The organism is Agromyces ramosus (assembly GCF_030817175.1).
Taxonomy (GTDB): domain Bacteria; phylum Actinomycetota; class Actinomycetes; order Actinomycetales; family Microbacteriaceae; genus Agromyces; species Agromyces ramosus_A.
Genome location: NZ_JAUSYY010000001.1, coordinates 1,076,399 through 1,089,993, shown reverse-complemented (window position 1 = coordinate 1,089,993; position 13,595 = coordinate 1,076,399). Strand labels below are relative to the sequence as shown.

The following is a 13,595-nucleotide window of genomic DNA, read 5'->3' as shown; positions in this document are numbered from 1 at the left end:
TTCCTTTCAAGGGGTGCGGCGTCGGTGCCGCGCGGATACGCGTTCAGGTGCGGGCTGGTGCGTGGGGTGCGTGGGGTGCGTCTGGTGCGGCCGCCGTCGACTCGCGGACGACGAGCCGTGGCTCGGAGAGATCGACGTCCTCGACCGGTTGCCTCGCGATCGCCGCCAGCAGGAGGCGGGCTGATCGCGCGCCCCAGTCGGCGGCATCCGTCGCCACGCTCGTGATCGAGGGGAAGGTGTGCTCCGCGAGCTCCGTGTTGTCGAAGCCTGTGATGGAGAGGTCGAGCGGTACGCGCAGGCCGGCACGCTGCGCGACGCTGAGCCCCGCGAGCGCCATGTGATCGTTCGAGTAGACGATGGCGGTCGGCCGGTCGGTTCCCTTCGCGAGCAGTTCGCGCGTGGCGCGGGCGCCGTCGACCGCGCTGAAGTCGGTCTCGACGACGATGGGGTCGGCACCGCCGGCGGTGGCGGCGGCGATGAAGGCATCGGCGCGGCGGCTGGCGTGCAGCATGTTCGAGGGGCCGGCGACGTGCGCGATGCGGCGGTGCCCGAGCTCGACGAGGTGCTCGACGGCGGTCCGGATGCCTCGACCGTCGTCGACCGAGACCGCGGGGAACGGCGAGTCCACGTCGGGGTGCCCGAGTGTCACGGCGGCGAGCCCCAGTTCGTGCACGAGCGCGATGCGGTCGTCGCCCGAGCGAAGGTCGGTGAGGAAGACGCCGTCGACGCGCTTGTCGGCGGCGAGCCCGCGGTAGGTCGCCGCCTCCTCGCGTCCCGGCGTGGCGCGGGTGAGCACCAGCACCTGGCCTGCCGCCGAGAACTCGCTCTCGACGCCCGCGATGAAGGCATGGAAGAAGGGGTCGGCCGCGATCACGTCGACACTGCGGCCGATGACGAGGCCGAGCGCGTAGGAGCGGTCGACGCTGAGCGACCGGGCGCGAAGGCTCGGCGTCCAGCCGAGCTCCTCGGCGGAGGCGAGGATGCGATCGCGGGTCTCGGCACTGACGCCGGGGCGGTCGTTCAAGGCGAACGAGACGAGACCCTTGCTGACTCCGGCATGACGCGCGACATCGGTGATCGTCGGGCGTGCCGCGGCCTGCGAAGCGTCGTCGCTCATCAGGGCCTCCTGCGCCGGTGGTCTCTAAACCGGTTCAACTAAACCGGTTTAGAGACACCATAGCGGTGTGTCGGTGCCGCCACAAGGGTCGAGTGCGGACGGCCCGCTGCCGCGCTGAGCCGCTGCCGCGCTCAGCCCGCGGCGCGCACCCGTCCGTGCTCGTCGACCTGATGATCGCGGTGAGCTTCTTGCGGTTCAGGGCCCGGTAGACGACGTAGATCAGCCAGAGGCCGCCCGTGAGGAGCACGAGGATCAGGTTCCAGAACCACCCGATGCGCTTGTTCTTCGACAGCACGGCCTGGCCGCCCACGTTCGTCTCCACGGTCCAGCCTCGCTTGACGTACTTCGCCACCTCGGCGTTGAGCAGCTGCGCGCGAGTCGCCTCCGACACCGGGGCGCCAGCGGAGTTCAGATCGGTCATGCCCGAACGATAGCCCCTCTGGCGGGGCATCCGCTGTGCCTCCGGAAGGGTCTTGTCCTGACATCCGTGAGCCCGTAACGTCACGAGCAGCCACGCACTCGACCGATCGGAGCCGTTATGCCTGCGACCGCGCTTCCCGCCAGCGGTGACCAGCCCGCGCGCGAACCCCGAGCGGTGAAGACCTGCGACGCGAGCGGCATGGCCGAGATCCACCGGATGTTCCGGGCTGGATTCGGCGAGGGTCCGGCACTCGTCGACGGGGTGGCCGAAGGTGATACCGCGCACGCCGATGTCGTGGGCGACCACCTCGCGTTGCTCTCGGCCGGCCTGCACGCGCACCACGAGGGCGAAGACACGATGCTCTGGGAGACCCTCGAGAGCCGCGCGCCCTCATGCACCGGGCACGTCGAGCGCATGAAGGCGCAGCACGCCCAGATGCTCGTGCACCTCGGTGCGCTCGACGCGGCGCTGCCGGCGTGGCGCGCGAGCGGTCGGTCGACGGATGCCGCGGGCGTCACCGCTGCCCTCGGCGGCATCAATGCCGCGCTCGCGATGCACCTGCCCGACGAGGAGCACGTGATCGTGCCCGTCATGGAGGTGACGCTCACGCCGAAGGAGGTCGACGCGCTCGGCGAGCACGGGCGCAAGGCGACCCCGAAGGGCAAGACGTTCCAGCAGCTCGGCGCGATCCTCGCCGCCCAACCCGACGGCGGCGAGGCATGGCAGCGCAAGCACCTGCCCGCACCCGTGCGGCTCATCTGGCGCCTGGTCGGAAGGCCCAAGTACGAGGCGAATCGGTCCGAGCTCGTCGGCGACGTGCGGCCGTGACCCGCCGGTGACGGACCGTTCGTGACCGTCGGCGATGAGGTCCGAATCCCGCTGTCGGATTCGGCCGTCCGCTCGCCGAACGGCGCGAAGATGGAGTCATGACCCGCCGACATGCGATGCTGCCGACGGCGCTCGGCGATCTCCTCGTCGGCGCCGACGGCGAGGCGCTGAGCGGCATCTACTTTCCGGGCCACTGGCACCCGCCGGCCGCCGAGACCATCGGCGTCGAGGTCGACGCGCGCGGCGACGAGCTCTTCACGCGCCTCGGCGAGCAGCTCGCCGAGTACCTCGATGGCCGGCGCACCGCGTTCGACCTGTCGATGGCGCCCACCGGCGACGAGTTCCAGCACGCGGTGTGGGCGATGCTCCGCGACATCCCGTGCGGCTCGACGACGAGCTACGGCGAGCTCGCCGTGCGCCTCGGCGATCGCAACCTGGCCCGGCGGGTCGGCAACGCGGTCGGACGCAACCCGCTGAGCATCCTCGTGCCGTGCCACCGCGTCGTCGGCGCCGACGGATCGCTCACGGGATACGCCGGCGGCCTCGAGCGCAAGCGGTTCCTGCTCGAGCTCGAGGGTGCGCCGGTGGTGGCGCAGGCGCGCCTGTTCTAGCGCGCGGGCACGTATCGCGCGAGGGTGATCCCCGTGGCGGTCGTCATGCTGCCGACGAGCCGCAACCGCTGGTGCACGCCCTCGAACATGCGCCGGCCCGTGCCGAGCACGAGCGGGTGGATGATCAGCACGTACTCGTCGATGAGGCCCGCGGAGGCGAGCGCCCGCACGAGCTCGCCGCTGCCGAGGATGGCGAGGTCACCGCCATCCGTCGCCTTCAGCTCGGCGATCGTCTCGACCGCCTCGCCGGCGACGACCGTCGAGTTCTGCCAGTCGAGCTCGAGCGACGGGTCACGCGTCACCACGAACTTCTCGGTGTTGTCGAGGTGCTCGGTGAACGGGTTGCCATCGGTCTGGTGCGGCCAGAACGCGGCCATGTGTTCGTAGGTGCGGTGACCGAAGAGCATGGCGCCCGTGCCGGCCATGCCCTTGGCCATCTCGGCACCGAGCTCGGGATCGCTGTTCGCCCCGAGCGCCCAGCCGCCGTGCGTGAAGCCGCCACGGGTGTCCTCCTCGGCGGACATCGGCGCCTGCATCACGCCGTCGAGCGTGAGGTTGTTCGTCACGGAGATGTTGCGCATGGTTCGTGCCCTTCGTCGGTGGCCCTGGAGTCGCATTCACAGAGAGGTCGAAGCTGCGTGCCGATTCTCGACGGCGGGCATCCCTGCGCACAGGCCGATCGACATGCCGCCACGATACAAGTGTCGGCGGGTGGTGGGAACGTGTGGCCATGTCATCGCACCGACACCGCATTCCGATGAGCCTCGACTACATCGAGATTCCCGTCACCGACATGGCCGCAGCCACCGCGTTCTACGGCGTGGCATTCGGCTGGCAGTTCACCCCCTACGGCGATGCCTACGCGGGCATCCGCACCGCCGCTGAAGCGGGCGACGACGAGGCCGGCGGGCTCGCCCTCACCGACGCGGTCACGCGCGGCGGGCCGCTCGTGCTGCTCTACAGCGACGACCTCGATGCCACCGTCACCGCGGTGACCGACGCCGGTGGGCAGGTCGTCAACGGGCCCTACGAGTTCCCTGGCGGGCGGCGCTTCCACTTCCTCGACCCGAGCGGCAACGAGCTCGGCGTCTGGGCCGAGCGGTAGCACCGGCGCGCATGTCGACACCGCCTCCCACGCCGCCGGTCGCGGTCGCGGCGCTCGAACGGCTCGTCGACCGGGTGCGGCGGCTGGGTGCCGAGGCGTCGGGTGCGGCGGCGCCGGGTGCGGCGGCGTCCGCCGTGGCCGGGCCCCGCATCCTCATCGGTATCACCGGGAGCCCCGGCGCAGGCAAGACCACGCTCGCGCGGGCGCTCGTCGCCGGGCTGAACAACGGCGTCCGTCCTGCAGAGCCCACGGCAGTGCACCTGCCGATGGACGGGTTCCATCTCGCGAACGCGACCCTCGACCGGCTCGGCCTGCGCCAGCGCAAGGGCGCGATCGAGACGTTCGACGGCCGTGGCTTCGTCGCGCTGCTCGAGCGGGTGCTCCGCGAGACCGAGCACCCCGTCTATGCGCCCGAGTTCGAGCGACAGCTCGACGAGCCGGTCGCGGGTGCCATCGCGATCGAGCCGTCGACGCGCATCGTGGTCGTCGAGGGCAACTACCTGCTGAGCGACCTCGAGCCGTGGCGGCGCGTGCACGACCTGCTCGCCGAGGCGTGGTTCTGCGACACCGACGAGAGCGAGCGGATGCTCCGCCTGGTGCGCCGTCACACCGCGTCGGGCCGCTCGCCCGATGCTGCCCGCGCCTGGGCGACCGACGTCGACGGCGCGAACGCCCTGCGCATCGAACCCACGCGCGAGCGCGCCGACCTCGTCGTCTCGGGCGACACCTGGCAGCTCATCGCCGACGGCGCGTAGCCGCAGGACCGGCTCACACCCAGCCGCGACGCACGGCTTCAGCCCCGAGCTGGATGCGGGTCGTGACGCCCGCCGTCTCGATGAGCTCCGACACGCGGCGCTGCACCGTGCGGAGGCTGATGCCGAGTTGCGCGCCGGCCGCGGCATCCGTCAGCCCCAGCAGCAACAGCTTCAGCAGGTCGCGGTCGACCGCGTCGTGGTCACCCGGCAGCTCGTCGTCGGCGCCGAACTCGGTGGCCCGCGCCCAGAACTCCTCGAAGCTCGCGATGACGAGGTCGAGCAGGCCGCTCGGATGCAGGAGCAGCGCGCCCGAGGCGCGCTCTTCGCCGTGCGACCGCATGGGCAGCAGCGCGAGCTCGTCGTCGGTGATGAGCAGCCGCGTCGGCAGGGTCGGGAGCACTCGCACGCCGACGCCGAGCGGAGTCGACGCGCGGACGTCGGCGACGAACCCGGGACGCTCGAGCAGCGGCGTCTCGACGACGATCCGGAACCGCACCCCCCGAGCGATCGCCCGAGCCTCTTCGGGGTTCTCCTCGGGCTCGAGCACGGCGATGTCGCTCAGCATGAACACGTCGATCTTGCGAACGGCCGCCGCCTGCAGTTGCAGGAAGCGCTGGCGCACGGCATCGGCGCCGAACACCATGTCGACCACGTCGGCCGCTTCGCGCTGCGCCGCTCCCTCGCGGTAGAGCTCGCTCAGCTGCACGAGCGCCTCGTGTGCGAGGGTCAGCCTGCGCTCGCGCTCGAGCAGCATCGGGCGCAGTGCGAGCGAGGGCGGTGAGGCCACGACCCGGTCGGGGGCGGATGCCTGGTGCGCGAGCAACCCGAGATGCTCGAGCTGATCGGCGATCTGTCGTACGCGCAGCTTCGTCAACCCGACTGCGGTCGCGATCTCGTCGACGCTCGCCGACGGCGTCGAGAGCACCACCCGATAGACGGCCGTGTGTTCGTCGTCGAGTCCGATCGCCTCGAGCATGCGCACCTCCCGACGACCACACGCGATCATGGCGGATCGCGGTCATGGCATGTCTCCGCCACAACGATAACGAACTCCGCGTGAGAGGTTTCATATCAATCCACACCCACGAGATGGTCAGAGGTCTGCCGTGATGCACAACCGTTCCACTTCCCGACGACGCCGACGGCGCGCCATCGTCGCGGCGATCGGCGGGCTCGCCCTCGGCGCGACGGGCGTCGGAATCACCACGCTCCCCGCCGCTGCTGCCGGACCGGGTGAGGCCGGTGGCCCGGGCGGCACCGGCGGTAGCCCCGCCGTCACCGCCTCAGCCGACGGCTCGCACACCGTGACGCTCATCACGGGCGATCGCGTGCACGTCACCGAGCTCGCCGGTGGCACTCACGCCGTCGACATCGAGCCCGCCGACCCCGAATCGGCCGTGCAGACGGCCGAGGTCGCCGGCGACCTCTTCGTGCTGCCCCAGTCGGCTATGCCCTACCTCGCTGCAGGACTGCTCGACCAAGATCTCTTCAACGTCACACAGCTCATCGAGTTCGGCTACGACGACGCCAGCGTCGCCGCGACGCCGCTCATCGTCGAATTCGCCGACGGACCGGCCACCCGCTCGGCGCCGGTTCCCGGCGTCGAGATCGGCACCCCGCTCGAGAGCATCGGCGGCGCCGCCGCGACCGCCGACCACGCGAGTGCCGCGTCGACGTGGAGTGCCCTCACCGAGGCATCCGGACCTCGTCCCTTCAGCTCCGAGGTCTCGCTCGGCGGCGGCATCGAGGCGATCCACCTCGACGGCAAGGTGCAGGCCACGCTCGACTCGAGCGTGCCCTACATCGGTGCTCCCGAGGCGTGGGCCCAGGGCTACACCGGCGAGGGCGTCACCGTCGCCGTGCTCGACACCGGCTACGACGACACCCACCCCGACCTCGCCGGTCGCGTGCTGCCCGACTCGACGAGCTTCGTGCCCGGCGAAGAGGTCGACTCCGACCCCAACGGCCACGGCACGCACGTCGCCTCGACGATCGCGGGAACCGGTGCCGCGAGCGGCGGAGCGCACCGCGGCGTCGCCGACGGCGCCGACCTCCTCGTCGGCAAGGTGCTCGGGGGCCCCGAGGGCTCCGGCCAGGACTCGTGGATCATCGAGGCCATGCAGTGGGCCGGCGAGCGAGCCGACATCGTCTCGATGAGCCTCGGCTCGTCACAGGCAGACGACGGCAACGATCCCATGTCGGAGGCGCTAAACAGCATCGCCGAAGAGACCGGCGCGCTCTTCGTGGTCGCGGCCGGCAACTCCGGCGCGCCCGAGACCATCGGTTCGCCCGGCTCGGCTGAGCGGGCACTCACCGTCGGCTCGGTCGAAGACCCCACCGGGAGCCTCTCCTACTTCTCGAGCCAGGGTCCGCTCGCACTGTCGGGCGACATGAAGCCCGAGATCGCCGGTCCCGGCAGCGACGTCACGGCGGCGCGCTCGTCCGACAGCGGCGGCGAAGGCGCGTACCGAAGCCTGAGCGGCACCTCGATGGCCACGCCGCACGTGGCCGGCGCGGCGGCGATCCTGCTGCAGCGTCACCCCGAGTACACGGGCGAGCAGCTGCGGGCCGCCCTCACGAGCACTGCGACCGATGTCGGACTGTCGTCGTACCAGGCCGGCGCCGGTGTCGTCGACGTGCAGGCCGCGATCGACGCCTCGATCGTCGCCAGCGGCTCCGGCGACTTCGGCATGCTCGCCTGGGGTGAGGCCGTCGAGGCGGTCGTGCGCCCGATCGAGTACACGAACCACGGAAGCGAAGAGGTCGTGCTCGACCTCAGCGCGGCACTCGACGGGGCATCCGACGACGTGCTCGCAATCGACGCCGAGCAGCTGACGATCCCCGCGGGCGAGTCCCGCACGGTCACGATGACGGCCGACCCCGCCGCGGTGCCGGGCGGCACGCAGTACTCCGGAGCCCTCGTGGCGTCGGTCGCGGGCCAGCCCGTCGCCCGCACGGCGCTCGGCATCGTCGCCGAGCATGAGCGCTACGACCTCACGGTCACCGCGACCGGCTTCGACGGCGAGCCCATCGACGCGTTCGGTGTCATCTGGGATCCGGCGACGAGCATCGTCACCCCGTTCAACGTCTCGGGTGAGATCACCATGCGGCTGCCGGCCGGCCACTACTCGGTGATGTCCTTCCTCGAGCTCGACCGCGACGCCGACACTCGCGTCACGGCGCTGGTCGGCGACCCCGACCTCGTGCTCGACGAGTCGTCGACGGTCGCGTTCGATGCTCGCGCCACCGAGGAGGTCACCGTCGACGTCGGCGACGACGACCTGGAGCAGGTCTTCGGGCGCATGGACTACTCGGTCGACGGGTTCACCGGCAGCTACATGGCCACCGTCACGAACGACGAGTTCTACGCCCAGCCGCTCGAGGCGCCCGAGGCCGAGACCTTCTCGTTCAGCGCACGCTGGCGTCTGCAGCAGCCGACGCTCGCGCTCACCGCCGGCAAGGAGCAACTCGACCTCATCACGCAGGCCGGCTCCGCGTTGTTCGACGGCAAGCTCAAGGCCAGCGCGGTCGACGCCGGCACGGGTAGCGTCGCCGAGTTCGCGGCGGTCGACGTGCGCGGCAAGGTCGCGGTCGTCACCCGGTCGAACGAACTGTCGGCACACGAGCGTGCCGCCAACGCGCTCGCCGCGGGAGCCAAGCTCCTTCTCGTCGTGAACGACCAGCCGGGCGAGCTCAGCGAGTGGGTCGGCGGTGACGACTACATGACTGAGGTCGGCGTCCCCGTCGCCTCGGTGAGCGGCGTGCAGGGTGCGCGACTTCTCGAGTCGCTCGCCGCGAAGAAGGTCACCGTGACCGGACTCGGCATTCCGACCGCCACCGAGGTGTACGACATCGCGCGGAACGACGACGGCGCGATCCCCGAAGAGCTCGACTTCCGTCCCACCGACCTCGCACGCATCGACACGAGGTACTACGGCGAAACCGACACGCTCGTCGGTGAGTTCCGATGGGACTACGCACCCGGGGTCGACTACGTCGCGGGCATCCTCCTCCGCACGAGCCAGGGCATCGAGCGCACCGAGTGGGTCAACACCGGCGAGGTCGAGTGGAACCAGGTCGCGACTGAGATCGACGCGAGGTGGGAGATCCGCGACATGCAGCGCGCCTACGAACCCGGCGAAGAGCTCGAGACGAGTTATTTCGGCCCGATCGTTCGTCCGTTCGTCGGACCCGGCTACTGGGCGCCGAACCGCACCGGCCACTACGCACAGGTCAATGTGCCGTCGTGGGCCGACGGTGGCAGCGCTCGCCACACGGGCGCGATGGACATCTTCTCGGGCATGCCCGATCGTGCGCAGCTCACCGAGGTGTGGGTCGACGGAGAACAGAAGGCCGCGTCGCCGTGGCAGTCGGCCGTCGTCTGGGAGCTGCCTGACGGCGAGAGCGACTGGCGGGTTCGCAACACCGCCACCCATGACGGCACCTACCTCTCTTCGTCGACCTCGACGGTGACCGAGTGGACGTTCCGATCGACGGGCACCTCCGACGACTACACCGAGCAGATCCTGCCGATGATCCAGGCGTACTACGACGCTGAGTTCGACCCCTCGGGTCTCGCCGGTGTCGGGCGACGCGCCGGTGAACCCGTCGGGCTCCGGCTCGAGCTCGGTCACCTGGGCGGCGCGGCCGGCTCCGCCGAACTGACTGGCGCCACGCTCGAGATTCGGGTCGCAGGCGGTGACTGGAAGGTCGTCGAACTCGCCGATGCGACGTACACCGACGACGGTGCCGCCGGGGAGCCCGACGGCGACGACTTCGTCGAAGATCGTGCCTTCGTCGAGGCGTACACCGCGAAGCTCCGCGTGCCAGACAGTGGTGCATGGATCGACCTGCGGGTCACCGGGCAAGACGCCGCAGGCAACACGTTCTCTCAGGAGATCGAGCGCGCCTTCGAGGTTTCGGCCGCAAAGAAGGGTGGCTCGCACGGGGGCCGCGGCGGTCACGTAGCCGGGTAGTCCCCGACTCCAGGCGTACTCGCCACTGACGGCACTGCCCGCCGGACCCCAGGGGATCCGGCGGGCTCTGTCGTTCCCGGAGCGGCACCGGGTCGGGTCCGATTCCGGGCACGGGACACCTCAGCAGAGGCAGGGATCGGTGCCTCTTCAGGCACAACACTGGCTCGTGCGGCGTAGGCTTCCGTACGATCGGCGGTATCGCATCCCGAAGCGAGTCACCGCGGCCAGAGGAGCGGAGATGGCCGAACGCACCTGTGAGACGTGCGGCGCCAGGAACGACGTCACCGCGCGATTCTGTGCGAAATGCGACGCCTACCTCGGCTGGGACCACGGGCACACGAGCCTCGGCGGCGACGCCCTGACGGGCACGATCCCGAAGGTCGTGGCGTCGGTTCCCGTGCAGGGCGAGAGCGTCCCGACGGATGCCGCGAGCCCGGGCGCCACCGGCGACGCCGCCGAGCCCGACGTCGCGTCCCCGGGCGGTGCGGGCGCGGACGCCGGGCCGGCATCCGAACCACCGGATCTCCCCGAACCACTCGACTCATCCAAACCCCACGAGCCCCCGAACGTGACGGTGCTGACGCCCGAGGCGACGATCACGTCGGATGCCCCGGCGCAGGTCGAGCTCTCGATCGAGAACCCGACCGACATCGTCGACGGTTACGCCATCGAGGGCATCGGCCTGCCGGAGTGGCTCCAGCTCGCCCACCCCGACACGCACCTCATGCCGGGCGAGACCGCCACGGTGGCGCTCGCGCTGGGCATGCAGCCGGGCCTCATGGTGCTCGCACAGCGCCACGCCGTCGAGTTCGCCGTGCGCTCGAAGCACGATCCGCAGCGCCAGGCGATCGTTCGCGTCGTCGTGACCGTCCCGCCCCGTGGCCCAAGGGTGTCCCTCGAGGCGCGTCCCACCCTCATCCGCCTCGAAGACGTCAACGCCGGCGTGTTCTGGTTGCGGCTCGACAACCGTGCCGCGAACTACCCGCAGACCGTCGGCCTGTCGGGGAGTGATCCCGAGGGGACCGTGCAGCTGGCGTTCACCCCACAGGTCGTGGAGGTGCCGCCCGGCCAGGTCGTCGAGGCGAAGGTCGCGTTCAACGCGCCCGCGCCCGCGCCCGGACAGCAGCTGAACCGTCAGCTGACGATCACCGCGGTGAACGACGAGGGACCGATCACCGCGACCGTGAGCCTCGTGCAGCACACCACGGCGCTGCCCGTCGACGAGCCGATCAGCGTGCTGGTCCAGCCGAGCACGTTCAGCCTCGTCGACGCCCGCGACGCCGACTTCGAGGTGCTCGTCGACAACCGCGGCGGGCACTCGGGCGTCACGGTCACCCTCACCGGCCGTGACCCCGAGAGCCGGCTCGCGTTCGCGTTCACGCCGGTGACGTTCACGGCGTTCCCGGGCAAGGTCACTCGAGCGCTCGGCCGCGTCCGCGGCGTGCCGCCGCCCCGAGGGTCGAGCGACACCTTCCCGTTCACGGTGGTGGCCTCCGATGGGACGACGGATGTCGAGGCATCCGCCCTGCTCGAGATGACATCGACCCCGGCGTCGATCACCGTCGCCGAGCTTCGCGCTGAGCCCCGCAACCTCAATGTCGGCACGCGCCGCGACGGAACCTACGCCGTGCAGGTCGACAACCGTCGCGGGACCGAGCAGCTGCACGTGTGGCTCTCGGCCAGCTCCGACGACGGCCAGGTGCGCGCGCAGTTCTCGCCCCAGGAACTCATCGTGGCCCCCGGCGGCGTGGGCCGCTCGCAACTGAGCGTGAACAGCCCGCATCCGCCCGCGAACCAGGTGAGCGTGCACCGCCTCGAGATCACGGCGACGGATGGCGCGCACACGGTGACCACGAACGCCGAGCTCATGCAATCGGCGCCGAATCGGCGCAGGCCGACGAGCAGGTGGCTCGTCATCCTCGGCACGCTCTTCGCGATCATCGGCGCGCTCTCGCCATGGTTCGACGGGTTCTCTCCGCTGCTGCCGCTCGGCGACTGGATCATGATCCTCGTGAGCTCGCCCGCATCGTTCGCAGAGATCGAGTGGGTCGAGCCGCCGCTGCGGCTGCTGCTCGTGCTGACGGCGCTCGCGATGGCCTTCGGACTGAACGGCAAGGCCGGCGGGCTCACCCGGAGGTCGGCGTTGCTGCTCGTGCTGCTCACCGCCGGGTTCCTCGTCTACCTTTCGCTCCGCTTCGGGATGCCCCCACTCAGCTTCGGACTGCCGCTGATCTGGCTCGGCGCGGTGCTCGGCTACATCGGCGGCGTACTGCTGCGGCCGCCGCGGTAGCGCGGCGCCCGCGGCGCGCCGCGGCCGCGCAGCGCCCGTTCGGCGCACGTTCGTCGCGCGGGCGCCACGACGTCGATGCGCCGCCGCGAGCACGGTGCGCCCAGTCGGCATCGGGCGCTGGCACGGCGCGAGCGCGACCGCTAGCGACGATCCCGGCGGCGGGAGCGCGGCTCGTCGAGGCCGAGGTGCACGCGCGTGCGCTTGCGCTCCCACACGATGAACCCGGCGCCGAGCACCCATAGGGGAACCTGCGTGAGGAACGCCATGCGGAACGCATCGAGGGTGTAGGTCTCGGGAGTGCCGGCGCCCTGCGCGTCCATCGCGATGCCGATGAACAGGATCGCGAGGAGCGCGGCGAGGAACCCGCCCACGTTCACGATGCCGGTCGCGGTGCTGAGGCGATGCTTCGGGTTGTAGGTGCGCGCGTGGTCGAAGCCGATCATCGAGGCCGGTCCGCCCGTGCTGAGCGCGAAGGCGAGCACGAAGAGGAGCCAGAGCGGCGAGGGTCCGGGCCAGAGGATGACCGCGAGCCACGCCGCAGCCTGGATGCCGATGATCGGCAGCACGAGCAGGCGCGACCGCCGCATCGGATGCCGGCTCGAGAGGGCGCCGATGGCCGGCCCGACGACCATGCCGAAGACGACGTACACGCTGAAGATGAGCGACGCCATCGCGGGGGAGAGTCCCTCGCCCACGGTGAGGAACGGGAAGCCCCAGAGCAGGATGAACGCGGTGCCCGAGAACGGCGTCGTGAAGTGCGACCAGAACGCGAGGCGCGTGGCGGGGTGCGCCCACGACTCGCGGAAGCCCTCCCGCAGGTCGGCCGATGAGGTCACGGCGTGCATCGCGCCCGTCTCGGTGTCGACCGAGACATCCGCAGTGCGATCGGGTGGGCGGTTGCGGATGACCGCGAACGTGAGCACGGTGAAGAGCACGCCGAGCCCGGCGAGGCTCCCGAACGCGACGCTCCAGCTCGTCGCGTGCAGCAGCGCGGCCATCGGCAGGATCGCGAGCAGCTGGCCGGTCTGGCCGATGATTCCAGTCGTCTGCACGAGCAGCGGCGCCTGTCGCTCGGGGAACCACACGGCCACCACGCGCAGCACGCTCGGGAAGATCGCCGCATCGCCTGCGCCCACGAGCATCCGCGCGAGGATGGCCGTGCCCACGTCGGGCGCGAACGCCATCACGAGCTGGCCGATCGCCATCAGGAACATGCCGATCGTGATCATCGGCCGGGCGCCGAACCGGTCGAGCAACAACCCCACCGGGATCTGCATCGCGCCGTAGACGAAGAGCTGGATGACCGCGAAGAGCGACAGCGTCGAGGCATCCGCGTCGAACCGGACTGCGGCGTCGACCCCGACCGCCGAGAGCGACGTGCGGTTCGTGACCGAGAGCACGTAGGCGGCGACGCCGACGCTCCACACCAGCCACAGGCGCCAGGGGCGCGCGGGCGGAAGTGCAGTCGTCACGGGGCCTTCACGGGGGATCG

11 protein-coding genes are annotated in these 13,595 nt (G+C 70.8%); 6 read left to right on the top strand and 5 right to left on the bottom strand.

Going from position 1 to position 13,595, the window contains the following annotated elements; all coding sequences use genetic code 11:
• Positions 1 to 43 precede the first annotated feature (43 nt).
• Both QFZ26_RS05120 and QFZ26_RS05115 read right to left on the bottom strand, forming a co-directional pair.
• The gene (locus tag QFZ26_RS05120; protein WP_307039876.1) at positions 44 to 1,117 is read right to left on the bottom strand and encodes a LacI family DNA-binding transcriptional regulator; all 1,074 of its coding nucleotides are present in this window, start codon (positions 1,115 to 1,117) and stop codon (positions 44 to 46) included.
• Positions 1,118 to 1,151: 34 nt separating this feature from the next.
• The gene (locus tag QFZ26_RS05115; protein WP_307039874.1) at positions 1,152 to 1,538 is read right to left on the bottom strand and encodes a hypothetical protein; all 387 of its coding nucleotides are present in this window, start codon (positions 1,536 to 1,538) and stop codon (positions 1,152 to 1,154) included.
• Between the two features lie 117 nt (positions 1,539 to 1,655).
• Here QFZ26_RS05115 and QFZ26_RS05110 point away from each other — a divergent pair, with 117 nt between their 5' ends.
• Entirely contained in the window at positions 1,656 to 2,366 is a 711-nt protein-coding gene (locus tag QFZ26_RS05110; protein ID WP_307039872.1) for a hemerythrin domain-containing protein, read from the top strand.
• A 98-nt stretch (positions 2,367 to 2,464) separates the two neighbouring features.
• Complete coding sequence (locus QFZ26_RS05105) at positions 2,465 to 2,977, top strand: methylated-DNA--[protein]-cysteine S-methyltransferase (protein ID WP_307039870.1); 513 nt, start codon at positions 2,465 to 2,467, stop codon at positions 2,975 to 2,977.
• Here the strand turns inward: QFZ26_RS05105 and QFZ26_RS05100 are convergent.
• A complete protein-coding gene (locus QFZ26_RS05100) occupies positions 2,974 to 3,558 on the bottom strand; it encodes a dihydrofolate reductase family protein (RefSeq protein ID WP_307039869.1) in 585 nt (194 codons plus the stop codon). The genes QFZ26_RS05105 and QFZ26_RS05100 overlap by 4 nt on opposite strands.
• 149 nt (positions 3,559 to 3,707) lie before the next feature.
• Between QFZ26_RS05100 and QFZ26_RS05095 the strand changes: the two genes are divergently transcribed.
• On the top strand, positions 3,708 to 4,082 hold the full coding sequence (locus QFZ26_RS05095; RefSeq protein ID WP_307039867.1) for a VOC family protein: 375 nt from the start codon (positions 3,708 to 3,710) through the stop codon (positions 4,080 to 4,082).
• A gap of 11 nt (positions 4,083 to 4,093) precedes the next feature.
• On the top strand, positions 4,094 to 4,837 hold the full coding sequence (locus QFZ26_RS05090) for a nucleoside/nucleotide kinase family protein (RefSeq protein ID WP_307039866.1): 744 nt from the start codon (positions 4,094 to 4,096) through the stop codon (positions 4,835 to 4,837).
• Between the two features lie 13 nt (positions 4,838 to 4,850).
• On the opposite strand, the gene QFZ26_RS05085 is transcribed toward QFZ26_RS05090, so the two are convergent.
• A complete protein-coding gene (locus tag QFZ26_RS05085; protein ID WP_307039864.1) occupies positions 4,851 to 5,813 on the bottom strand; it encodes a transcriptional regulator TrmB in 963 nt (320 codons plus the stop codon).
• A gap of 133 nt (positions 5,814 to 5,946) precedes the next feature.
• On the opposite strand from QFZ26_RS05085, the gene QFZ26_RS05080 reads away from it, so the two are divergent.
• Both QFZ26_RS05080 and QFZ26_RS05075 read left to right on the top strand, forming a co-directional pair.
• The gene (locus tag QFZ26_RS05080; protein WP_307039863.1) at positions 5,947 to 9,813 is read left to right on the top strand and encodes a S8 family peptidase; all 3,867 of its coding nucleotides are present in this window, start codon (positions 5,947 to 5,949) and stop codon (positions 9,811 to 9,813) included.
• Between the two features lie 238 nt (positions 9,814 to 10,051).
• Complete coding sequence (locus QFZ26_RS05075) at positions 10,052 to 12,103, top strand: hypothetical protein (protein WP_307039862.1); 2,052 nt, start codon at positions 10,052 to 10,054, stop codon at positions 12,101 to 12,103.
• Positions 12,104 to 12,243: 140 nt separating this feature from the next.
• Here QFZ26_RS05075 and QFZ26_RS05070 read toward each other — a convergent pair whose 3' ends face one another.
• Complete coding sequence (locus QFZ26_RS05070) at positions 12,244 to 13,575, bottom strand: MFS transporter (protein WP_307039861.1); 1,332 nt, start codon at positions 13,573 to 13,575, stop codon at positions 12,244 to 12,246.
• Between the last annotated feature and the right edge of the window lie 20 nt (positions 13,576 to 13,595).

Excerpts from the sequence above, each read along its gene's own strand:
- QFZ26_RS05095 (WP_307039867.1), top strand. The coding sequence starts at position 3,708 with ATGTCATCGCACCGACACCGCATTCCGATGAGCCTCGACTACATCGAG.
- QFZ26_RS05110 (WP_307039872.1), top strand. The coding sequence starts at position 1,656 with ATGCCTGCGACCGCGCTTCCCGCCAGCGGTGACCAGCCCGCGCGCGAA.
- QFZ26_RS05080 (WP_307039863.1), top strand. The coding sequence starts at position 5,947 with ATGCACAACCGTTCCACTTCCCGACGACGCCGACGGCGCGCCATCGTC.
- QFZ26_RS05075 (WP_307039862.1), top strand. The coding sequence starts at position 10,052 with ATGGCCGAACGCACCTGTGAGACGTGCGGCGCCAGGAACGACGTCACC.
- QFZ26_RS05120 (WP_307039876.1), bottom strand. The coding sequence starts at position 1,117 with ATGAGCGACGACGCTTCGCAGGCCGCGGCACGCCCGACGATCACCGAT.
- QFZ26_RS05090 (WP_307039866.1), top strand. The coding sequence starts at position 4,094 with ATGTCGACACCGCCTCCCACGCCGCCGGTCGCGGTCGCGGCGCTCGAA.
- QFZ26_RS05105 (WP_307039870.1), top strand. The coding sequence starts at position 2,465 with ATGACCCGCCGACATGCGATGCTGCCGACGGCGCTCGGCGATCTCCTC.
- QFZ26_RS05115 (WP_307039874.1), bottom strand. The coding sequence starts at position 1,538 with ATGACCGATCTGAACTCCGCTGGCGCCCCGGTGTCGGAGGCGACTCGC.
- QFZ26_RS05100 (WP_307039869.1), bottom strand. The coding sequence starts at position 3,558 with ATGCGCAACATCTCCGTGACGAACAACCTCACGCTCGACGGCGTGATG.
- QFZ26_RS05085 (WP_307039864.1), bottom strand. The coding sequence starts at position 5,813 with ATGCTCGAGGCGATCGGACTCGACGACGAACACACGGCCGTCTATCGG.